Below are 21,130 nucleotides of genomic sequence, written 5' to 3'. Positions count from 1 at the left end.
CATTACGCGTTTGCCTATGCCGTGATGTCGGCGCCTGGGAGCGAGTTGGCCGCGCAGGTCGCTGCGCTGACGCAGGACGGCGTTCGTCTCACCCGATCGGATATCGAGCGACTCGGGGGAACGGTCATCGACGAGCCCCCCGTCGGGCCGATCGCGGCGGACCAACGGCGCTGCAGACACCAACCCCGATCAGACACCCGATACCGCGATCGCGATCGCGCTCGTGATCGAGACGCAGCAGCAGGTCGATGGCTTCGTGCAGATCGTGCGGACGATGCAGGCCGAGACGCATGGCTTTGGCCGCGAATTGGCCAGGAGCGCGGCATCGATCACGCAATTGGCGGAGATCGACGAGATCGCCGAAATCACCAGTGCGATGATCGCCCGTATTCACGACAGCGAAGTGCGGCTGGCGGCGGCGACCGCAGAGACGGATTCGCTGCGGTCGAAGCTGATCGAAGCGCGCGATACGGCACGTCGCGACGTACTGACCGGCCTGCCCAATCGACGCGCGTTCGAGGAAGCATTCGCAACGCGCGACCGGAACGCGGGGCCCTATTGCCTGGCCTTGTGCGACATCGACCGGTTCAAGCGGATCAACGACCTGCACGGCCACGGGGTCGGCGACCGCGTGCTCACCGCGATCGGCCAGGCGATGACGGCCGAATGCGCCCCGCACCTCGTCGTCCGCCATGGAGGCGAGGAGTTCGCGGTTTTGATCGGCGGGATCGCCTTGGCCGAAGCTGCCGACATGCTCGATGCCGTACGCTCGACGGTCGCTGGCAAACGCTTCCGCAACCGGGAGACGGACACCGCGCTTGGCGTCATTACGGTATCCGCCGGCGTGACCGCGATCCATGCCGACGAGGCCGCCGAAACCGCGTTCCAGCGGGCCGACCAGTTGCTCTACACGGCGAAAAAGAATGGCCGAGATCGGGTTTGCGCGGGCTGATCCCGAGGGTTGGCACAATTTGCGACCGGCAAGTGGTGATTTTCACCAACCCGACCCCTGCAAAAATAAGAAATCGCGCAAAATCAATGATCTAAGAAACTGGCACGCGCCATGCAGTTCATTCGATATCGGCGGCCGGATGGTCCGGCGCCCGACCATCGAAGGAAATATCTCATGTCGATCCGTTTCGAAACCGCTCAGCGCATTGCCTTCTCGCTCGTCGGCGCACTGTTCTTCGCAGCCATCGCAGTCGGCACCGCCGTCCCGATCATCCCCATCGCTTGATCAGGAAAGCCATCATGAACCGCAGCGTCCTTATCGGGCTCATCGCCTTTTCCACCACCATCCTGCTGATCGCGACACAGACAGGCGGCGCGCTCGCCTGAACGACGAGGCGCCTGCCGAGCGTCACGGTCAGGCGGGCGAGGCCAGCCCCACCGGCCCTATGGGGGCCTCTTCTTCGCGAGAATAGGTGCCGATCAGCAGCCCTGCCGCCAGCACATGCCCGGTAATGGCCTCGATCACCGCCGAACGCCCGGGTGTCGCGCCGACATCCCCTGCCCCCGCGCCGATCGCGAAGACCTGGAACGCATAACGGTGCTCGCCGTGGCCGCTCGGCGGATCGGGCGGCAACCAGCCTTCGCGCAGATAGGAATTACGACCGACATCGCGACCTTTCGCGTCGCCCTCGCCGTCTGCAGCGATCGCGCCTTCGGCTAGTTGTCCCGCATTCGCCTCGAGTCCCCAGATGATTGCGTGCACCAGGGGTTGCGGGGTCGGAGCATCGGCATCCTCGACGATCAGCACCATGCGTTCGGTCCCTGCCGGCGGTTCGCTCCAGACAAGCGGTGGCGACACGCCTTCCCCGTCCGCAGTGAAGCGCGGCGGCAGGCGTGCCTCGTGCGCGAACGCCGGGCTGGTCAGGGTCAACGTCTCGAAGTTCTTGCCCAACTGGACGATCGCCAGCTTGTCGATACCGGCACGCAGGCCGCTCATCGCGTGGCCAAGCCAGGCGGGGATGTGTTCGAGCATGGCTTATCCTTCCGACGGGCAGGTTTCGGCACGACGCGCAGGGGCCGCGCCGTCATACCAGTCGCTCTGCGGGCCCATCTTGGCTGCGTCATGGTAGCAGACCTGGGTCTTGCCGCGTTTCGGGTCGACGATCACCGTCCAGTTGTGGTCGCCGCAATTATGCTCTTCGCAACCCCAGGACGCGACGCGGTCGCCCATCTTGAACACGGGCGTAGCGGGCCCCGATCGACCACGGATCATCTCGCGCAACTTCGCATCGCCGACCGCGTTGACGAGGCCGGTCGCAACGTCGGTGCGGTCGAAGAAATCGACGCCGTCGACCGCGTCATGCGGGTATTTACCGACATAGGCGGTGATCGGCGTGGTCTGCGCCTGACCTGCTATCGGGGCGGGCGCGCGCGTTTCGGGCGGGGTGAAGCCGCTGGGCGCGGCGGTCTTGGTCGGATCGTCGTTGCGTCCGCATCCGCCGACGAGAAGCGGCGCCGCGAGCAACGCGACCGCGATTGCCGTCCTCATGATCGCACCGTCGTCATAACCAGATCTCCTCAACCCCCTTTGCAACGCATCGACCGGCATCGTGGTTGCGGAGGGGAGCCGATGCGACCATCTCGGGTCCATGGAGCATGATCTTGATCGTTTCGTCGCGGCGCAGGACAGCGTTTATCCGCAGGCGCTGGCGGAGTTGCAGCACGGGGCCAAGCGCAGCCACTGGATGTGGTTCATCTTCCCGCAGATCGCCGGACTGGGCCAAAGCGCCATGGCGCGAACCTACGCAATCGCCGGGGCGGACGAGGCTGGGGCGTATCTCGCGCATCCAATACTCGGGCCGCGACTGATCGAGGTCACGCGGACGGTGACGGCCGCGCCCGGATCGGCCGCATCGATCCTGGGGGGGATCGATGCGGTGAAGTTGCGGTCGTCTATGACCCTGTTCGCCGCGGTTGCCGACGATCCTTCGCCGTTCCGCGCGGCGCTCGACCGGTTCTTCGGTGGCGAAGACGACCGGGCAACATTGGACCTGCTTGCGTCGGGTCCGCGATAAGACGGGTGTATCGCCTGCGAAAGGTGTAGCATCCCAGCGGGGCCTTCCGCCCCATGAGGTGCCGTGATGGCGAAGAGCCAGAAGAAATCGAGCAAGGAAGTCCGCAAGCCCAAGGCCGAAAAGGCACCCAAGGCGAACGCGTCCAACCCGACCACCAAGGGCAAGCCCGTCGAGATGACGACGCTGAACTAAGGCGCGCCGGGGCGGGTACCGCGCCGGCAAGATCTTCGACCGGGCGATAACGGGGCGCCCTCCGTTGTTCCGGTCGATCGGGCGCAGTGCCGTCTGGCCGAGACAAGCATGCGTCCGGCAGCACAAACCCGCTGCCTGACCACCCGATCCGGGTCAGCTCGCCGCAGCGATCTGGCGCAACGCCTGTTCGAAGACTTCGACCGGTTGGCCGCCCGAGATCAGATGCCGGTCGTTGATCACGATCGCCGGCACCGCATTGATCCCGCGAGCCCGCCACAGTTCCTCCGCCGCGCGAACCTCGTCCGCGTAGCGTCCCGACCGAAGCACCTCTTCCGCGGCGACGGGATCAAGTCCGGCCTTTGTCGCAGCATCGACCAGCACGCGGTGATCGCCTGGATCGACATTATCAGTGAAATTCGCGGTGAAGAGCGCATGCTTCAGCGCCGCTTGGCCCCCTTCGATCTGCGCCCAGTGCAACAGGCGGTGCGCGTCGAACGTGTTGTAGATCCGGGTCGTCTCGGTCATCGCCATCGTGAAGCCGAGGTCGGCCGCGCGGTCGACGATCATCGCGCGGTTCGCCGCGGACTGCTCGGGCGTGGACCCGTATTTCTCCGCGATATGCTCGCCGATATTCTGGCCGCCTGCGGGCATTGTCGGATTGAGTTCGAACGGCTGGAAGACGATCTCCGCGTCGAGCGCATCCGCCGCGCGGGCCAACGCCTCTTCCAGCGCGCGCAGGCCGATGATGCACCAAGGACACGCGATGTCCGATACGAAATCGATCTTGAGATGGGCGGTCATGTCAGTCTCCGGCAAGCGCGCTCCGCGGTAGATGGCGGTGGCCGGATGAGCAACCGCGGCGCTTTCGGCTGGTCATGGCCGCCCGCCTCCCTACATCCGCTCGATGGCCAATCCGACCGCAGACCTTTTCGGCACACCCGTCCTGCCAGGGCTCGAATATCGCGACGCGCTGCTCAGCCGGGACGAGGAGGAGATGCTGATCGCCCGGATCGACGAACAGGATCTGGCGCCGTTCCAGTTCCAGGGTTGGCTCGGTAAGCGGCTCACCCGGTCGTTCGGCTGGCATTACGACTTCGACACGAGCCGGTTCGGCGAGACTGATCCGTTGCCCGACTGGCTGCTGCCGATCCGCCAGCGCGCCGCCGCGTTCGCGAAACTGCCGGAGGAGGCGCTCGTCCAGGCGTTGCTGATTCGGTACGATCCGGGGGCCGGAATCGGCTGGCACCGCGACCGGCCGGTGTTCGAGCATGTCGTCGGTATTTCGCTCGGCGTACCGGCGACGATGCGGTTCCGGCGGCGCACGCCCGGTGGCTTCGACCGCGCCGCCGTGCCGCTTGCGCCGCGGTCGGTGTACCATCTCACCGGGGAGGCGCGGCATGACTGGGAGCACAGCATCGCCGAGATGGAAGTGACGCGCTGGTCAATCACCTTCCGCAGCTTTACCGACCGCGCACGGCAAGACCGGCGCTGACGTTTCTGCGGTTCGGCGCGGTTAAGTTGACGGCGTACGAGGCTGGCGGCATCGCTCCGTTTTATCGAACACCATCCGATCGGGGTATCCCTTGCCCTATATGCTTCGCGCACATATGGATCTCGCGATGGATAGTCCTCGAGATCGCAATGTCTTCGGCGCATTCGCGCTCATGATCAGCGACGACATCGTGCGTGCGACGTCCTTGCAAGCGCCGGAAGCTGGCCCTGCGGCGTCGGCGCTCGCGTTGCTTGCGCACCAACCCGGGCTCTCGATCCGCATGCTGGCAATCGGAGTCGGCCTTTCACATGCAGGGGCCGTTCGCCTGGTCGATCGGCTGGCGAGCGATGCGTTGATCGAGCGTCGGGAGCATTCGACGGACGGCCGTACGCGTTCGCTCTACCTTACGCCCGCTGGCAAGATCTCCAGCGACAAGGTCTTGGCCTCCCGCGATCAGGTCATTGCCGAAGGGCTGACGATCCTCACGCCGGACGATCTGAAGATCCTGTCCGACATCGCCGAACGCGTCCTGCGCGACCGCCTCGAAAACCTCGATCACTCCTACCGCATCTGTCGCCTGTGTTGCCACGAAGGGTGCACGAACTGCCCTATCGATGCCGAATTGCTTGAGCGAGGCGTAGACCGCGAGGCGTAGGACGAAGCGCAGGAAGTTCGCGATCGTGCCCACCTGATGCCAGCTTTCAAAAAAACAGCGAGGAACCAGCGCATGTCGCTGCGCAAATAATATATATGCGCCATGCATATAGCAATGGCCTCGAACCGCAACTATATGCCTCAAGCATACTTATACCGGCTTCTTACCGACGGCGCGCTCCGAGGATGAAGAAGCAGTCAGGCTGAGGGGTCGAGGCTATGGAACTCAATCAAGTCCGCTACTTCATCAATTTGGCCGAGACGCTCAATTTCACGGCGGCAGCACGCCTGAGCAGTGTGTCACAACCCAGTCTGACCCGCGCGATCCATCGCCTGGAGGAGGAGCTCGGCGGGAGACTGATCCATCGCGACGGGAAGAACAGCCGCCTTACCGGCCTCGGTCAGGACGTCGAGGCGGAATTCAGGCGCATGGCGGCGGCGGTCAGGAGCGTCCGCGATCATTCCGAGAACTGGGCGATGGGAAGGCACCGCGTGTTGGATGTCGGGGTCGCGCCTACCGTCGGGCCAAAGGAGTTCTCGGCGTTTTTCGAGAGCGCGCTGGCGGAAGTTCCGTCGGTCGAGATCAAGCTGCACTCGCTCCAGTCGAACGAGGACGCATCGGAGGTGCTGTCGGGAAAATACCACGCCTGCATCCTGCCGCGTGAAACCCGGCCCGACCTTAAGTTGAGCGTGCACCCGTTATTTCGCGAACGCTTCGTCCTCGGCTGTTCCGCGACCCATCCCCTGGCTGCCGGCGATATCGTGCGCGGCGAAGACCTGGTCAGGTTTCCGTTCGTCGACCGCCTGAAATGCGAGTTTCGGGACGAGATCCGCGATCACTTCGCGCGACGGGACGTGATCGTGCAGCCCCGCTTTCGATCCGATCGCGAAGACTGGGTGCAGCGGGTCGTCGCCGACAGCGACGCCATATGCATCCTTCCGGAACGATCGGCCACGGCGCACGGCCTCGTCACGCGCCCGATCGACGGGTTCGTCCTGGAGCGCGAAGTCGTGATCGCGACGGTCTCCGGCTCCACCGCGCCAGTCGAAATACGCAAGATCGCGCAAATGGCGGCCCGGTACGCGTGGAATTGAGTCACGGCATGAACAGTATCGGTGGTATGGAAACTATACGTCCGGCGTATTGGATAATTCCAGGAGGTACTGCGATACACTGCATGATGACGAATACTATTTTCTGAACGTAGATCCTTCGTTCCTCTTGAAAAGTATTGAGTGATATCATGAAGTTTGAAAGATCGCAGGACGCAGTCGATCGACTGACCCCGGAGCAACGCCGGGTGACGCAGCACTCGGGTACCGAACGGCCCTTCACCGGAGAGTATGACGGCAACAAGGAGCCCGGCATCTATGTCGACGTCGTATCGGGCGAGCCGCTGTTCGCATCGACCGACAAATACGAGTCGGGCTCCGGCTGGCCCAGCTTCACCAAGCCGATCGTGCCCGCAAACGTGAACGAGGTCCGCGACACCACGCACGGAACGGTCCGGACCGAGGTCAGGTCGGTGCATGCCGACAGCCATCTCGGCCACGTGTTCCCGGACGGTCCCGCCGACCGCGGTGGCCTGCGCTATTGCATCAACTCGGCGTCGCTTCGCTTCATCCCGCGCGATGAGATGGAGAACGAAGGCTACGGCGAATATCTCGATCAGGCAGAGGGAGGCTTAATATGCACGAGCGCGCCATTCTCGCGGGTGGATGCTTCTGGGGCATGCAGGATCTGATCCGCAAGCGGCCCGGCATCGTCTCGACCCGCGTCGGCTACACCGGCGGCGATATTCCGAACGCCACCTATCGCAACCACGGGACGCATGCCGAGGGGATCGAGATCGTCTTCGACCCGGCGGTGACGAGCTACCGGGCCATCCTCGAATTCTTCTTCCAGATCCACGATCCCACCACCAAGAACCGCCAGGGCAACGACATGGGGCTCTCCTACCGGTCGGGCATCTATTACGTCGACGACGCGCAGAGGCGCGTTGCCGAGGACACGATCGCCGACGTGGATGCCTCCGGGCTGTGGAATGGCAAGGTGGTCACCGAGGTCGTGCCGGTCGGCGATTTCTGGGAGGCCGAGCCGGACCATCAGGATTATCTGGAGACGCGGCCGAACGGCTACACCTGCCACTTCGTGCGTCCTGGCTGCGTGCTTCCCAAGCGCAAGACGGCTGACGATGCGCAGCCTGCGACCGGGATCGCCGCGGAATAGACTTCACCACCGAGTAGCGCCGGTCTGGTCCGCAATCCTCCATGACCGCAGCACCAGGATCGCAGATTATGACCGACCTCTCGTCCTTCCCGATCACGCAGCGCTGGCCGGCGTCGCATCCCGATCGCATCCAGCTCTACGCCACGCCGACCCCCAACGGCGTCAAGGTCTCGATCATGCTGGAGGAAACCGGCGCGGCGTACGAGCCGCATTTCGTAGACACTTCGAACAACGAGTCGAAGGACCCGGCGTTCGTGGCGCTCAATCCGAACGGCCGCATCCCGGCGATCATCGATCCGGCGGGGCCCGACGGTAAGCCCCTGGCGCTATGGGGAATCCGGGGCGATCCTTCTCTACCTCGCCGAGAAGACGGGCCAGTTCATGCCCGTCGACCCTGCCAGACGGTACGAGACGCTTGCCTGGGTCTTCTTCCAGATGTCGGCGATCGGACCGATGTTCGGTCAGCTCGGCTTCTTCCTGCGATTTGGCGGCAAGGATATCGAGGACAAGCGGCCTCGACAGCGCTTCGTCGACGAAACCAAGCGTCTCCTTGGGGTCCTCGAGCGTCAGTTGGAAGGCCGCGACTGGATCGTCGACGACTATTCGATCGCGGATATCGCGACGATTGGCTGGGTGAATGCGCTGGGCGCGTTCTACGCTGCCGTCGATATTCTCGGTCTCGACGACTATGCGAACGTCCAGGCTTGGCTCGAGCGCGCGCTGGCGCGACCCGCGGTGCAGCGCGGACTGCATATCCCCGCGAAGCCGGCATGAGCGTAATCGCCGCCTATTATTACCACGAAGGCAAGCGGGTCCGGGCGATCGCGCTCGATGAAAGCATCGAACTGGGCGAGGATCGCACGGGCTTTTGCTGGATCGCGCTCGGCGAGCCCACCGACGACGAGCTTGCCGCGATCCAGGCGACGTATGACCTCCATCCATTGGCGATCGACAACGCGATGCACCCGCTGTGCCCGCCCAAGCTCGAAGTCTACAATGATGAACTCTACATCGTCGCGCAGACCGCGGCGCTGGTGGGCGACCGGATCATCTACGGCAAGATGGCGATCTTCACCGGTCATAATCATCTCATCACCGTACGGCACGGCACCGCGGGCGCGCTGGGCAATCTTCGCGCGCAACTCGAGGGATCGACAACCTTGTCCCGAAAGGGTGTCGACTACGTGCTGCACGCCATCCTGCACCGCATCGTCGATCAGTATCTACCGATCTTCGAGATGATCGAGGACGACGTGCTGGCGATGGAGAGACGGTCGCTCGACGACTTCCTCGAGCGAGAAGACGTCGTCCGCATCTTCGAACTGAGATCCGAACTCACGCGGTTCCAGCGCACGCTCGGCGCCATGGGGGAGCTGGTGGGAAAGCTCGTCCGCGGCCATTTCCCCTGCATCAGCGCCGACGTGACACCCTATTTCAGCGACGTCGCGGACCATCTCCACCGCGTCCAGTCGATGGTCGACGGCCTCCTCCACGTCCTGTCCACGGTTTTCGAGGCGAGCAGCCTCCTGGAGGCGCAACGGATGGGCGTGATCACCCGGCAGCTCGCGGCGTGGGCGGCGATACTGGCGGTCCCGACGGCGATCGCCGGAATTTACGGCATGAACTTCAAGAACATGCCGGAATTGGACGCGACCTACGGATACTTCATCGTGCTCGGCGTGATCGCAGTGTTCTGCCTGCTGCTGTTCGTGCGCTTTAAGAAGGCCAAGTGGCTATGACGACCCAACTAACCGACATCCTCGAAGCGGTGCAGGCGTTCGTCGCCAAGGGCTACGACCACGAGTACCGCGTCAAGGACAGCAACCTCGTCGATCTTGAACTCGGATCGACCATCGAGGCTTGCACCATTCGCGTCGACGCGGCGTTGCGCCTTGAAAGCGGCGATGATGGCGAAGACGCCTCCAACATCTACGCGGTCACCGACCCGGCGACCGGGCACCGCGGCCTGTTGATCGACGCGTTCGACGTGTTCCACGAAATCTGTCCCCGCGACCTGTCCGAGCGGCTCGTCGCGGATCGGGAAACCGTGGCGGCAAGCGACCGCGATGCGCCGACCAAGCACGGACTGCGCAAGGTCTTCAAGGACGAGTTCCACCGCGATCCCGAACGCTACGTTCTGCGCGAGGGCTTTCCGGACTTCCCGTCGTGCCCGTTCGGCGGCGGCTTCAGCATCCTCGGCTTCGACACCGCCGAGCAGGATTATGTCTGGCTCGTCACGAGCATCATCCGGGATCCCCGGCTGATCCGCGTCCCCTACCAGGGCGAAGACGTCAACAGCGACGAATAGCGGCCTCGCCGGAGTACGAGTCCGCCGAACTATCGAAGCACCATAACGCAAGGACGTCATGATGGACTGGAACAAGGCCAACATCCGAGACACGATGCTCTCGCTGGAGACCGCCGCCCTGCAGAGCGCCCGGGGAAACTACCTCGACTATGTCTTCACCGCCAAGGTCGATCAAAGCGAACCGGTCGAGAACGACGAACTGGCGCAGGCCGAGATCGCCAGCGACCTCGCCGAAGCGCTCGACGACACGCTGCACGATTACGCCGACAAGATCGACAAGCTCAGGATGATCGACTTCGGCCCCAAGTCGATCGTCGAGGAAGGCGCCGTCGTCAAGCTGTCCGGCCGCTACTTCGCGATTGCCGTGTCGACCAGCCGGTTCACCTGTCAGGGGCGTGACGTCATGGGCATTTCCACGATGGCGCCGATCTTCGAAGCGATCGAAGGCGCACGAGCAGGCGAGACCGTCCAGTTCAACGGCCGCAACCTCATTGTGGAAGACGTGGAATAACCGGCCGACGCGCCAGTGCCGAACGCCGTTAATCTCATAAAAGGCGAGCTCATGACGACACCGTCGTTCTTTATCACCCCAGGCTACGGAACGCGCCTGCATGACGCGCTGCATTACTCCCAGGCAATGCGCATTGGCGACCGCGTGGAGATTTCCGGACAAGGCGGCTGGAACGACGATCTCGTCATTCCGGAGTCGATAGAGGACGAGATCGCGCAGGCGTTCAAGAACGTGGAACGGACGCTCGCGACGGCCGGGGCGAACTGGCGCCACGTCGTCCACGTCAATTCCTATCACGTCGGCGGCTTCCCTCCCGTCATCAACGAGACGATGGCCAGGCTATACCGCCACTACATGCCCGACCGCGCGCCGATCTGGACGCAATTGGGGGGTAGAGGCACTGGGGTTGCCTGCCATGCGTATCGAAATTCGCGTGACGGCGATCATAGCGTGATCCGCCTTGGATCCGTGACGCGACCCTTATCTCGAGTAATTTCACGATTTTCATCGAAGCACACAGTCTACGGGAGCTCTTCATGTTCGAAGCCGAAGCACGCATCGCCACAATCGATGGCAGCCGCTATCTGACCGAGATCGCCAAGGCCTGGGTGCATACCTATCCGGTTCGCTACGATGCGCTGACCGCGGAGATCGAGCTTCCCGGCGGCCAGCTTATCATGACAGCCGATGGCGATAGCTTGTCGCTCCGGCTTGTGGGTACGGACCATGGACGCTTCGACGCCGCAAAGGAGGCCGTGGCCAAGCATGTGGATCGCGTGGCTGAACACGATACCGGCGTGCGCTGCGTCTGGCATGAGATTTCCTGATCGCATGCGGGCCGGTCGAACCGCCCAAATCTAGCAGTCAGGATGAGCCCTCGCTGCATAAGCTATGCCTGTCTCAAGTCCGCGATGAGCGTGGCCGCATCGAGATGGAAATCCGAGAAGACGATATGGCCGTCTGCATCGATAACCGTGAACCAGGGTGTTCCTCGCGTGCGGTAGTCTTCCATGAAGGTCGGCAGCGTCTGCCCGGTCGGGGGCTCATCGTGACCGAAAGCGAGGGGAAGGTCATATTTGAGCTGGTTCACGCGCAACATATCGAATGTGTTCTCGTCCGCGCCTTCGAAGACCGTCTGGATCACCGCGAACCCCACGCCCTTGGGGCTCAATGCGCCATGCAATTTTTGTAGCGTCGGAAACCCATGAAGATGGCAGCCGGGGCACCAATGCTGGAAAGCGAACAGGATCTTCGGACCGGACCCGATATCCGACAGCGTAAGCGGCGCGATCGCTCCTCCGTCGCCGCCGATCCATTTCTGCACTCGCAGCTCGGGGGCTTGGCGTTGGTCGATGCTCATTTGCTACTCCAATTACAATGCGGATCGTCGGCTTGGCGGGCGTCAGGCAGGTAGCTCGAACCCGATTTGCTTGAGTGCCGCTACGCAGGCATCCTGGTCCTGCTGATAGTTGCCGCCGGAGATGCCAATCCCGCCGATCAACTTGCCGTCCTCCAGGATCGGGTATCCGCCGCCGACCGCCACCATCCGCGGACGATAGGCGAGCGGCGCCACTTTCGGATCGTTGGTCACATACTCGTTCCAGACATGCGTCGGAAACCCGAACGAGGCGGAACTCCACGCCTTGTCGATGGCGACGTCGACAGTGAGAAACGGCGCGTCGTCGGTGCGCTCGAACGCGCGTAGATAGCCGGTGGCGTCGACGACGGCGACGGCAGCCGGGATGCCGATTGCACGGGCCGCGGCGATCGCCGCGTCGATGAGGGCGACCGCGGTTTCGCGGTTGATCGACGCGGTGGCGATGGATTTGCTCATGGGATTTCCTTCGCCGAGGCGCGATCCGTCGGCATTTGTGAGGTTGGAAATGAGTTTATCGGCAACGATCGTTAGTCTACGACTATGGCTGCGTGGCCAGCGCAATTCAAATAGCTGCTGCGTATAGTTTCCATAGGGAACGACTTGGTACGTACCAGATCAACTTCGATGCGTATCGGCCGAATAGTTCAGAACCGACCGATCGATCGTAAGCCCCGCCCCTAGGGTCAGGACCCATTGATCTGAGCGGCTCGATCTGATTCAGGCTCCCTGAGGAGACCGAGGATGAGCGACCTGTACTGGCTGACCGACGAGCAGATGGCGCGGCTCGAACCGTATTTTCCCAAGAGCCACGGCAAGCCACGGGTTGATGACCGGCGAGTGTTAGCAGCATCGTTTTCGTCAACCGCAACGGGCTACGATGGTGCGATGTCCCTCGGGAGTATTGCCCACACAAGACGCTCTACAACCGGTGGAAGCGATGGGGCGAAAGGGGTGTCTTCCTCCGCATAATGGAAGGACTGGCGGCCGCGAGCGCCACGCCGAAGACGATCATGATCGATGCGACCTATCTGAAGGCGCACCGCACGGCGTCCAGCCTGCGGGTTAAAAGGGGGCCTTGGGCGCCTCATCGGTCGCACCAAAGGCGGTATGAATACGAAGCTGCACGCTGTCACCGATGCAGAAGGCAGACCGCTCAGCTTCTTCATGACCGCGGGCCAGGTCAGCGACTACACCGGCGCTGCCGCGCTGCTTGATGATCTACCCAAGGCGCAGTGGATGCTGGGCGACCGCGGCTATGACGCAGACTGGTACAGGGACGCCCTTCAGGCAAAGGGCATAACGCCTTGCATTCCGGGGCGAAAATCCCGGATCATCCCCGTCAAATATGACAAGCGCCGCTACCGAAGCCGGAGCCGTATCGAGATTATGTTCGGTCGTCTGAAGGACTGGCGCCGCGTCGCTACCCGCTACGATCGATGCCCGACCGTCTTCTTTTCCGCTCTCGCGCTCGCCGCCACCGTCATCTTCTGGCTCTGATCAATGAGTCGTGACCCTAGCCATGCACATGACAAAATTACTAAAACGTATGAAAACTATAGTGGCAGGGTATTGGATAGTCAGACTGGGTAGGCGCTAGACCCCATTTGCAATCATCGGGCGTCATAGCAGGTCAAGATCATGGCCATTCCATCAGGCCGCCCTGCTTATTCTCGAGTCAAACAACTCGTTCGACAGTTGCAGCCACAAGGATGTAGCATCAGCTTCAGAACTCAAGCCCGATCCGTTCCATCAGCCAACCCAAGGGATTCATCATGGTCACCAGAGGATTCTCCGGCCGCGGTTCAAGCGGCGATGACTCCGGTCGAGTTCCGCCAGGTCAGCATCTCGTGGAAGATTTTCCCGTCCTGTCCGCTGGCCCTACGCCGCACGTGGAGCCTTCCGATTGGAAATTCACGGTCAAGATCGGTCCGAAGCCCGTCAAAGTCTGGAACTGGAGCGAGTTCAACGCCCTGCCGAAGACGAAGGTGACCAAGGACATTCACTGCGTCACCTCCTGGTCCAAGCTCGACACCGCCTGGGAGGGCGTGCTCATCGAAGACATACTTGCCGATGCCGGGCTCGACCCGCCCACCGATTTCGTCCTTGCACATTGCTACGATAAATATTCGACGAACGTGCCCTTGGCGGACCTTCTGTCGGGCAAGGCGATGGTCGCCCTCACCTATGCGGGCAAGCCGCTTCCGCGCGATCACGGCGGGCCCGCGCGACTCCTCGTCCCGCACCTCTATTTCTGGAAATCCGCCAAATGGGTGAACGCACTGCAGTTCACGACGCGCGACGAACCCGGATTCTGGGAAGGTCACGGCTACCATATCTACGGCGATCCATGGCGCGAACAGCGATACACCAATGACTGAGGGCGGCGCGCAAACCGTGGCATGGCAGTCGTGCGTGATCGAGGACATTGTCCAGCAGACACCAAGCATCAAGAGCTTCTTCCTGCGATTGAGCAAGCCGTTCGCGCACATTGCAGGGCAGCATGTCGATGTCCGATTGACCGCGCCCGACGGCTACAGCGCAATGCGCAGCTACTCGATCGCATCGGCCGCCATTTCGTCCCCGGTTATCGAACTCGCGATCGAGCACCTGCCGGATGGCGAAGTCTCGTCGTACTTTCACGAAGTCGCGGCGATCGGCGACGAAATCGAGCTTCGTGGTCCGCTAGGCGGCCATTTCCTGTGGCCTGACCCCGCCGGGGACGCGGTGTTGCTGATCGGGGCCGGCTCCGGACTCGCGCCGTTGATGGCCATGATCCGACAACGCCGTACACAGTCCCCGGCGGTGCCAACGGCGCTGCTCCTGTCCGCCCGGACCGCCGAAGACGTTCTCTTTTCGGCAGAGCTTCATTCCACCGAGACCAGCGACGCGGCATTCGTCCTGGCGTTGGCGATCACGCGCGAAGAACCGATCCGCGCGTCGGACTTCGGGCGACGGATCGACGGCGCGATGGTCCAGGACATCGTGGCCAGGCTTAACCGAAAGCCAAGCCAGGTATTCGTTTGCGGGTCCAACGGCTTCGTCAACATCGCGACCGAGGGCGCACTACTGGCCGGCCTGTCCCCCTCCATTATCAAGACCGAGCGCTACGGCGGCTAGTGATTGCGGACGTGCAGCCCAGACTTGGTTTAGTCGACTGCCGGATCCGCTTTGTTCGTAGTCATCGAAACTATAGCCTGTGGTCATTGGACATCGTCCGGCGATCAACTCATCCTCCTTCAGTGCTACTTGCGGAAAACCGGTGCCGGCTACCGCGCGAGTCACGATTGAGGAAACCGACCGATGACGAACGCCCATGTTGCCGCCAATCCGACACCGTCCGATCTCGACGAATGTGCGACCATGACTGTCGCCGACGCCCTGAAGATCATATTGGCTGACAGCTATGCAATTTACCTGAAGACGAAGAACTTCCACTGGCACGTCTCCGGACCTTATTTCAGAGACTATCACCTGCTTCTCGATGAGCAGGCCGCATAGATTCTCGCTGTCACCGACGCGATTGCCGAGCGCGCCCGAAAGACCGGCAACACGACCATCCGGTCGATCGGCGATATCGCGCGGCATCAGACTATAACGGACAATGATGCCGAGTTCGTGACGCCGCAGGACATGCTGAGCGAACTCCGTGCCGACAATCTTCTTCTGGTCGAGTCGCTTCGCCGTGCCAAGGACGTCGCGGACGTCGCCAGAGACAATGCGACGTCCGGCCTGATCGATACTTGGACCGACGAGGCGGAACGCCGTGCATGGTTCCTCTTCGAGGTCAGTCGCTAGGTCCGCGCTTTATGCTCCGCCCCATGCTCGCGACCGGCATCCTCACCGGCGTCGCATCGTCTCCATGGTCGTGGATGATGAGGCTCGAGCTGGGTCTGGGGTATCGCCGGAGCACTAATCGCGGTGCCGCTGGCCACGGCAATCGTGATGATCTGCGGCCAGTTCGATCGTAGCCGCTGGATTGCCAAGCCGTTGTGGTCATAATGATCGTGGATAACGACCGTTTGAGGGACGCAGCATGAGGCAATGGTCGTGGATCCTGAAGCGGATCATCCGGCAAATCTGGTTCCGCGCGGCCATCATCAGCCTGCTCAGCGTCGCGCTGGCGATCATCGCCGGGCTCGTCACGCCGTATCTACCCTACACGTTCGACGCGGATATCGGACAGAGATCGGTTGGTACGATCCTTCAGATCATGGCCTCCAGCATGCTGGCGGTCACGACCTTTTCCCTGACCGCGATGGTCAGCGCCTATTCCTCGGCGACGCAGCTCGCGACACCGCGGGCGACCCAGCTGATGGTGAGCGATCCGACTTCGCAAAACGCGCTGTCGACGTTCCTTGGCGCCTTCGTCTTTTCGATGGTGGGTATCGTCGGGCTGAACACCAGCGCCTACGGCCATGACGGCCGGATCATCCTGTTCGCGGCGACGGTGCTGATCATCCTGCTGGTGGTCGGCACCTTGTTGCGCTGGATCGGGCATATCACGGCCTTCGGACGGATGGCCGACGTGATCGACCGCGTCGAGGAGGCTGCGACCGAGGCCATGCTGGATTTCGCCGCGCATCCGTATCTCGGTGGGCGGGCTCCTGTCGCCATCCCCGCCGTCGCCGTGGCGCTGAGTGCGCCGCAGACCGGCTATATCACGCATATCGACGTCGCCGCGCTCGGCACCATCGCCGACCGCCACGATCTGACGGTATATGTCGAGGTCCTGCCCGGCACGATGATGCACCCCGCGCGTACGCTCCTGCAGGTCAAGGGCGAGGCGAACGACGCTGTCCGTACCGCGCTGGTGAAGACCTTCACGATCGAGCGACATCGCTCGTTCGATCAGGACCCGCGGCTGGGCTTGATCGCGTTGTCCGAGATCGCGAGCCGCGCGCTGGCCCCGGCGACCAACGATCCGGGTACGGGTATCGAGGTCCTCAACGCCTTGCTTCGTGTGTTCCTGACGCTCCGGCCGGGCTCAGCAAGCGTCGATGACGAGGTCGAAACCTATCCCGTTCACATCGGCAGACCGACGATGGACGACATGCTGACCGATGCGTTCGGGCCGATCCTGCGCGAAGGCGTTCAGGAGATCGAAGTATCGCTGCGGCTGACCGCGACGCTGGCGGCGCTGCACGCGAACCTGCCTGGTTCACATGCCGCGATCGAAAGCTGGGCGCACCGCCACGCAAAGCGGGTGGCGACGACGATGGCGGATCCTGATGACCTGACGACATTCGACACGGCCTATAGAAAGCTCTGGCGTGCTTGAGGCTTGGGCATAATCCCCGATTGTCGCGCAACCTGCTCGAAATACGGCGTCACAAGCAGATGCGGCATCGCCAGTGCCGCGATGCCGGCAAATTGCGCGCGAACGCCTGAGGGGGTCCCACCGCAGCAGCAGCCCGCCCACGATCCCCACCAGCATCACGGCCGCAACGAGGACTGGCGCGGTGGCACGGAGGTACGCGTGGTAGTGACGCATTGCAGGCGATCACGACGCTCTTTCGTCGGTGGCACCGCGTGCAGCATCAGGAACCCGACCGAATATCAGACCGGTGACGATCATCAGGACATCGAGGACAATGACCGATGTCAGATACCCGCCAACTTCACCCGTTTTCCCGTGCTCTTGAAAAGCCAGCAACACCAACCCCGCCAACAATATCGGCGTCGTCACCGACCAATCGACATAGCGTGCCAACGGCAGAGTATTTCCCAGAAATCGACGCAGCGTGAGATAGCAGCGATGCCATTCGCTAGTCTGTGCGTTGCACCGCCATGAGCAACTCGAACCATGACCGCTATGACTACCGCCCCATCACCGACCGGTCGGACTACGACTGGCCGGACGGACGTCGCCTCGCAATCTATCTCGGCGTAAATTATGAGGTCTTCGACTTCGGTGGCGGTTTGGGGCCGAAGTTAGCGCCGTCACAGACCGAACCCGACGTGATGAACTACGCATGGCGCGACTACGGCAATCGCGTTGGGGCATGGCGGCTTTTCGATCTCTTTGATCGATTGCAGCTGCGGACCACCGCACTCCTGAACGCTGACGTGCTCGAGCGTTGCCCTGGCCTGGCGGAAGCATGCCGGGATCGTGGCGACGAGATTGCGGCACACGGCAGCAGCAGCAACGCGAAGGCGCAGGGGAACATGTTCGGCCTGCGCGAGGATAGCTTGATCGCAGACGTTACCGAGAAGCTGGCGACACTCGGCATACGGCCGTCCGGCTGGCTGGGGCCTTGGATTTCGGAAAGCCAAAACACGCCGGATCTGTTGGCCAAGAACGGCTATCGCTACGTGCTCGATTGGGCGCACGATGATCAGCCCACCCGACTGTCGACCAAATATGGCGGGCTTCTCTCCGTTCCTTACTCCCAGGAGATCAATGACCTCCCCGCGATCATCGAGCGCCACCAGGAGGCAGAGACGTTCGCGGCGATGATACGCGCAGGCGTGGAACAGCTGTTGTCCGAATGCGACCGACGGCCGCTCGTCCTTGGTATCGCGCTCCACCCCTTCATCATGGGGCAGGCACACCGCGTTCCGGCACTCGCTCGCGTCCTGACGGAGCTTCGGGAAGCGGACGACCCACGTATCTGGTGGACGACCGCCGGCGATATCGCTGCCCATGTCGAAACGAATGGCATGGCGGTCTGACCGGCTCGTATCGAACTAGCTCACGACACGCGCGTCGAGCGCCCGGACTTCGTCAGCCACATCTGGCGGTGGACTAGGCCCCACTGCGAGCACACGATTCGAACTGAAAAAACGATGGACCTTTATTGCAACGGCTCAGACGTCGAGGTTGGCGACGTTGAGCGCATTGTCCTGGATGAACTCGCGGCGGGGTTCGACGACTTCGCCCATCAGCTGCGTGAAGATCTCGTTCGCGCTCTCGGCGTTGACCGCGGTTACGCGAAGCATCGAGCGGACCGACGGATCGAGCGTGGTTTCCCAAAGCTGCTCCGCGTTCATCTCGCCGAGACCTTTGTAGCGCTGGATCGCGAGCCCCTTGCGCCCAGCGGTCAGGATCGCGTCGAGCAGGTGGCTCGGGCGCGAGACCTGCGTCGAGCCGCGTGCGACAACGGCAGTGACCGAGCCGATCACACCGGCGCCAGGTTCCGCACCCTCTTCAGCCTCGGGCTCTTCGGTCGCCGCTGCCTTGCTGGCGGGAACGAGGTTCGAGGTGTGGGCATAGCTCTCGGCATGCTCGCCCGACAGCGCGTGCAGTTTGCGCGCCTCGGCCGACACCAGGAAGCTGGCCTCGATGATGTGATGGTCGGTGACCCCGCGCCATGCGCGCTGGAAGTGGATACCGCCGTCCTCGGTCAGCACCGCGGTCCAGCGCGCATCGCCGTCGTCGAGTTCGAGACGACGGGTGACGACTTCCAGACGCGATGTCCGGTCCTCGACTGACGCCTCGGGATCGAACACGCCGCCGAGGGCTAGTGCCTCGATCATCCCGGCATCGTAGCGCTTGGGGACGTAGCGCATCAGCGTCCGCATCCGGCGCGCGTGATCGACCAGATCCTTCAGATCGCGGCCCGAACGACCGCCGCCGGGGCCGTCGAGCACCATCGTATTGACGCCTGCATCGACGAGATATTCGTCGAGCGCCGCGTCGTCCTTGAGGTACACCTCGGACCGGCCCTTGGTCGCTTTGTAGAGCGGCGGCTGCGCGATGTAGAGATAGCCGCCCTCGATGATCTTCGGCATGTGACGGTAGAACAGCGTCAGCAACAACGTGCGGATGTGCGCGCCGTCGACGTCTGCGTCGGTCATGATGACGATCTTGTGGTAGCGCAGCTTGTCCGCGTTGAAGTCGTCGCGGATGCCGGTGCCCATCGCGGTGATGAGCGTACCGATCTCGCGGCTCGACAGCATGCGGTCCTCGCGCGCGCGCTCGGTGTTGAGGATCTTGCCGCGCAACGGGAGGATCGCCTGGAAGTGGCGGTCACGGCCCTGCTTGGCCGAGCCGCCTGCCGAGTCACCCTCGACCAGGAACAGTTCGGACTTGGCGGGATCGCGCTCCTGGCAGTCGGCGAGCTTGCCGGGCAGCGAGGCGATGTCCATCACGCCCTTGCGACGCGTCAGTTCGCGCGCACGCTTGGCGGCCTCGCGCGCGGCGGCGGCGTCGATGATCTTGGCGACGATCGCTTTCCCGTGCGCGGGGTTCTCTTCCAGCCACTCGGCCATCTTGTCGGCCATCAGGCTTTCCAAGGGCTGGCGGACTTCGGACGAGACGAGCTTGTCCTTGGTCTGGCTGCTGAACTTCGGATCGGGCAGCTTGACCGAGACGATCGCGGTCAGGCCTTCGCGCATGTCCTCGCCGGTGAGCTGGACCTTTTCCTTCTTCAACATGCCCGATTTCTCGGCGTAGTTGTTGAGCGTACGCGTCAGCGCGGCGCGGAATGCGGCCATGTGCGTGCCGCCGTCGCGCTGCGGGATGTTGTTCGTGAAGGCGAGGACGTTCTCGTAGTAAGAATCATTCCACTGCAGCGCGACGTCCATCGTGACGTCGTCGCGCGTGCCGCTGATCGCGACCGGCTCGGGCATCAACGGCACCTTGGCGCGATCGAGATACTTCACGAACGCGGCGATCCCGCCCTCGTAATAGAGCTCGACGGTCTTCATCTCCTCGTGCCGCGCGTCGGAGAGGAACAGGCGGACGCCCGAATTGAGGAAGGCGAGCTCACGGTAACGATGTTCGAGCTTGTCGAAGTCGAAGTCCGTGATCTTGAAGGTGGCGGGCGACGGGAAGAAGGTGACGCGCGTCCCCTTCTGGCCTTCGGTGGCGGGGCCGACGACCTTCAGCGGCGCGACCGCGTCGCCGAACGCGAAGCGCATGTAGTGCTCCTCGCCGTTGCGCCAGATCGTCAGGTCGAGCCATTCGCTGAGCGCGTTGACGACCGAGACGCCGACGCCGTGCAGGCCGCCCGAGACCTTGTACGCGTTTTCGTCGTTGGTGTTCTCGAACTTACCGCCGGCGTGGAGCTGGGTCATGATGACCTCGGCTGCGGACACGCCTTCCTCGGTGTGGATGCCGGTCGGAATACCACGACCGTTGTCGGTGACACTGACCGATCCGTCCGCGTTGAGGACGATGTCGATCCGGTCGCAATGCCCGGCGAGCGCCTCGTCGATCGCGTTGTCGCTGACCTCGAATACCATGTGGTGGAGGCCGGACCCGTCGTCGGTGTCGCCGATGTACATGCCGGGGCGTTTGCGGACCGCATCGAGGCCCTTCAGGACCTTGATCGAGTCCGCGCCATAGTCGCCCATGTTCGGGAGGTTGGGATTGTTGGTTTCGGGGTTGGATGCCAT

The 21,130-nt window shown here is 62.8% G+C and carries 24 protein-coding genes and 3 pseudogenes; 20 read left to right on the top strand and 7 right to left on the bottom strand.

The window, feature by feature from the left end; genetic code table 11:
- Positions 1–223: 223 nt before the first annotated feature.
- Positions 224–952 (top strand): GGDEF domain-containing protein, encoded by a 729-nt coding sequence (locus NHF48_RS16455; protein WP_253071721.1) that lies wholly within the window; start codon positions 224–226, stop codon positions 950–952.
- 414 nt (positions 953–1,366) lie between these two features.
- Here NHF48_RS16455 and NHF48_RS16450 read toward each other — a convergent pair whose 3' ends face one another.
- Both NHF48_RS16450 and NHF48_RS16445 read right to left on the bottom strand, forming a co-directional pair.
- On the bottom strand, positions 1,367–1,984 hold the full coding sequence (locus NHF48_RS16450) for a YbhB/YbcL family Raf kinase inhibitor-like protein (protein ID WP_253071720.1): 618 nt from the start codon (positions 1,982–1,984) through the stop codon (positions 1,367–1,369).
- A gap of 3 nt (positions 1,985–1,987) precedes the next feature.
- Positions 1,988–2,500, bottom strand: coding sequence for a hypothetical protein (locus NHF48_RS16445; protein WP_136189144.1), 513 nt, complete (start codon positions 2,498–2,500; stop codon positions 1,988–1,990).
- Positions 2,501–2,600: 100 nt separating this feature from the next.
- On the opposite strand from NHF48_RS16445, the gene NHF48_RS16440 reads away from it, so the two are divergent.
- Both NHF48_RS16440 and NHF48_RS16435 read left to right on the top strand, forming a co-directional pair.
- Positions 2,601–3,026 (top strand): DUF1810 domain-containing protein, encoded by a 426-nt coding sequence (locus tag NHF48_RS16440; protein ID WP_253071719.1) that lies wholly within the window; start codon positions 2,601–2,603, stop codon positions 3,024–3,026.
- Between the two features lie 66 nt (positions 3,027–3,092).
- On the top strand, positions 3,093–3,218 hold the full coding sequence (locus tag NHF48_RS16435) for a hypothetical protein (protein ID WP_259457500.1): 126 nt from the start codon (positions 3,093–3,095) through the stop codon (positions 3,216–3,218).
- A gap of 153 nt (positions 3,219–3,371) precedes the next feature.
- Here NHF48_RS16435 and NHF48_RS16430 read toward each other — a convergent pair whose 3' ends face one another.
- Positions 3,372–4,019 (bottom strand): DsbA family oxidoreductase, encoded by a 648-nt coding sequence (locus NHF48_RS16430; RefSeq protein WP_253071718.1) that lies wholly within the window; start codon positions 4,017–4,019, stop codon positions 3,372–3,374.
- A 103-nt stretch (positions 4,020–4,122) separates the two neighbouring features.
- On the opposite strand from NHF48_RS16430, the gene NHF48_RS16425 reads away from it, so the two are divergent.
- From NHF48_RS16425 to NHF48_RS16375, 11 genes and pseudogenes are all read left to right on the top strand, one after another.
- The gene (locus NHF48_RS16425) at positions 4,123–4,710 is read left to right on the top strand and encodes an alpha-ketoglutarate-dependent dioxygenase AlkB (RefSeq protein ID WP_253071717.1); all 588 of its coding nucleotides are present in this window, start codon (positions 4,123–4,125) and stop codon (positions 4,708–4,710) included.
- 127 nt (positions 4,711–4,837) lie between these two features.
- Positions 4,838–5,365: a MarR family winged helix-turn-helix transcriptional regulator gene (locus tag NHF48_RS16420; protein WP_253071716.1), complete on the top strand. Its 528-nt coding sequence runs from the start codon at positions 4,838–4,840 to the stop codon at positions 5,363–5,365.
- Between the two features lie 251 nt (positions 5,366–5,616).
- Positions 5,617–6,459 (top strand): LysR family transcriptional regulator, encoded by an 843-nt coding sequence (locus tag NHF48_RS16415; protein WP_253071715.1) that lies wholly within the window; start codon positions 5,617–5,619, stop codon positions 6,457–6,459.
- 149 nt (positions 6,460–6,608) lie between these two features.
- On the top strand, positions 6,609–7,109 hold the full coding sequence (msrB, locus tag NHF48_RS16410; RefSeq protein ID WP_253071714.1) for a peptide-methionine (R)-S-oxide reductase MsrB: 501 nt from the start codon (positions 6,609–6,611) through the stop codon (positions 7,107–7,109).
- Positions 7,055–7,594 carry a peptide-methionine (S)-S-oxide reductase MsrA gene (gene msrA, locus NHF48_RS16405; RefSeq protein ID WP_253071713.1) on the top strand — a complete coding sequence of 180 codons (540 nt, stop codon included), beginning with the start codon at positions 7,055–7,057 and terminating at the stop codon, positions 7,592–7,594. Before msrB ends, msrA begins: the two co-directional genes overlap by 55 nt.
- A gap of 68 nt (positions 7,595–7,662) precedes the next feature.
- Positions 7,663–8,368: pseudogene (locus tag NHF48_RS16400) on the top strand (glutathione S-transferase N-terminal domain-containing protein).
- Positions 8,365–9,333: a magnesium and cobalt transport protein CorA gene (locus NHF48_RS16395; protein WP_253071712.1), complete on the top strand. Its 969-nt coding sequence runs from the start codon at positions 8,365–8,367 to the stop codon at positions 9,331–9,333. The pseudogene NHF48_RS16400 and the gene NHF48_RS16395 overlap by 4 nt, the downstream one beginning before the upstream one ends.
- Entirely contained in the window at positions 9,330–9,902 is a 573-nt protein-coding gene (locus NHF48_RS16390; protein WP_253071711.1) for a hypothetical protein, read from the top strand. Before NHF48_RS16395 ends, NHF48_RS16390 begins: the two co-directional genes overlap by 4 nt.
- Positions 9,903–9,963: 61 nt before the next feature.
- Positions 9,964–10,413 carry a hypothetical protein gene (locus tag NHF48_RS16385; protein ID WP_253071710.1) on the top strand — a complete coding sequence of 150 codons (450 nt, stop codon included), beginning with the start codon at positions 9,964–9,966 and terminating at the stop codon, positions 10,411–10,413.
- Between the two features lie 51 nt (positions 10,414–10,464).
- Positions 10,465–11,001: a RidA family protein gene (locus tag NHF48_RS16380; protein ID WP_253071709.1), complete on the top strand. Its 537-nt coding sequence runs from the start codon at positions 10,465–10,467 to the stop codon at positions 10,999–11,001.
- Complete coding sequence (locus tag NHF48_RS16375; RefSeq protein WP_056485016.1) at positions 10,950–11,240, top strand: DUF2218 domain-containing protein; 291 nt, start codon at positions 10,950–10,952, stop codon at positions 11,238–11,240. The genes NHF48_RS16380 and NHF48_RS16375 overlap by 52 nt, the downstream gene beginning before the upstream one ends.
- Positions 11,241–11,302: 62 nt before the next feature.
- On the opposite strand, the gene NHF48_RS16370 is transcribed toward NHF48_RS16375, so the two are convergent.
- Both NHF48_RS16370 and NHF48_RS16365 read right to left on the bottom strand, forming a co-directional pair.
- The gene (locus tag NHF48_RS16370) at positions 11,303–11,773 is read right to left on the bottom strand and encodes a TlpA family protein disulfide reductase (RefSeq protein WP_253071708.1); all 471 of its coding nucleotides are present in this window, start codon (positions 11,771–11,773) and stop codon (positions 11,303–11,305) included.
- A 42-nt stretch (positions 11,774–11,815) separates the two neighbouring features.
- Complete coding sequence (locus NHF48_RS16365) at positions 11,816–12,247, bottom strand: GlcG/HbpS family heme-binding protein (RefSeq protein ID WP_253071707.1); 432 nt, start codon at positions 12,245–12,247, stop codon at positions 11,816–11,818.
- A 285-nt stretch (positions 12,248–12,532) separates the two neighbouring features.
- On the opposite strand from NHF48_RS16365, the pseudogene NHF48_RS16360 reads away from it, so the two are divergent.
- From NHF48_RS16360 to NHF48_RS16340, 5 genes and pseudogenes are all read left to right on the top strand, one after another.
- Positions 12,533–13,288 (top strand): annotated as a pseudogene (locus tag NHF48_RS16360) (IS5 family transposase).
- A gap of 275 nt (positions 13,289–13,563) precedes the next feature.
- Positions 13,564–14,169 carry a sulfite oxidase-like oxidoreductase gene (locus NHF48_RS16355; protein WP_263816912.1) on the top strand — a complete coding sequence of 202 codons (606 nt, stop codon included), beginning with the start codon at positions 13,564–13,566 and terminating at the stop codon, positions 14,167–14,169.
- A complete protein-coding gene (locus NHF48_RS16350; protein WP_253071705.1) occupies positions 14,162–14,908 on the top strand; it encodes a ferredoxin reductase in 747 nt (248 codons plus the stop codon). Before NHF48_RS16355 ends, NHF48_RS16350 begins: the two co-directional genes overlap by 8 nt.
- A gap of 183 nt (positions 14,909–15,091) precedes the next feature.
- Positions 15,092–15,586: pseudogene (locus NHF48_RS16345) on the top strand (Dps family protein).
- 238 nt (positions 15,587–15,824) lie between these two features.
- The gene (locus NHF48_RS16340; RefSeq protein ID WP_253071704.1) at positions 15,825–17,069 is read left to right on the top strand and encodes a DUF2254 domain-containing protein; all 1,245 of its coding nucleotides are present in this window, start codon (positions 15,825–15,827) and stop codon (positions 17,067–17,069) included.
- A gap of 222 nt (positions 17,070–17,291) precedes the next feature.
- Here the strand turns inward: NHF48_RS16340 and NHF48_RS16335 are convergent, their stop codons facing one another.
- Complete coding sequence (locus tag NHF48_RS16335; protein WP_342454758.1) at positions 17,292–17,519, bottom strand: bacteriorhodopsin; 228 nt, start codon at positions 17,517–17,519, stop codon at positions 17,292–17,294.
- 59 nt (positions 17,520–17,578) lie between these two features.
- Here NHF48_RS16335 and NHF48_RS16330 point away from each other — a divergent pair, with 59 nt between their 5' ends.
- Entirely contained in the window at positions 17,579–18,463 is an 885-nt protein-coding gene (locus NHF48_RS16330) for a polysaccharide deacetylase family protein (protein WP_253071702.1), read from the top strand.
- A 135-nt stretch (positions 18,464–18,598) separates the two neighbouring features.
- Here the strand turns inward: NHF48_RS16330 and gyrB are convergent, their stop codons facing one another.
- Positions 18,599–21,130 carry a DNA topoisomerase (ATP-hydrolyzing) subunit B gene (gene gyrB, locus NHF48_RS16325; RefSeq protein WP_253071701.1) on the bottom strand — a complete coding sequence of 844 codons (2,532 nt, stop codon included), beginning with the start codon at positions 21,128–21,130 and terminating at the stop codon, positions 18,599–18,601.

Origin of the sequence: Sphingomonas sp. H160509 (assembly GCF_024124765.2) — a bacterium.
GTDB lineage: Bacteria > Pseudomonadota > Alphaproteobacteria > Sphingomonadales > Sphingomonadaceae > Sphingomonas.
Note: the sequence above shows the minus strand (reverse complement) of the source record. Positions and strands in the feature narration are given on the sequence as shown.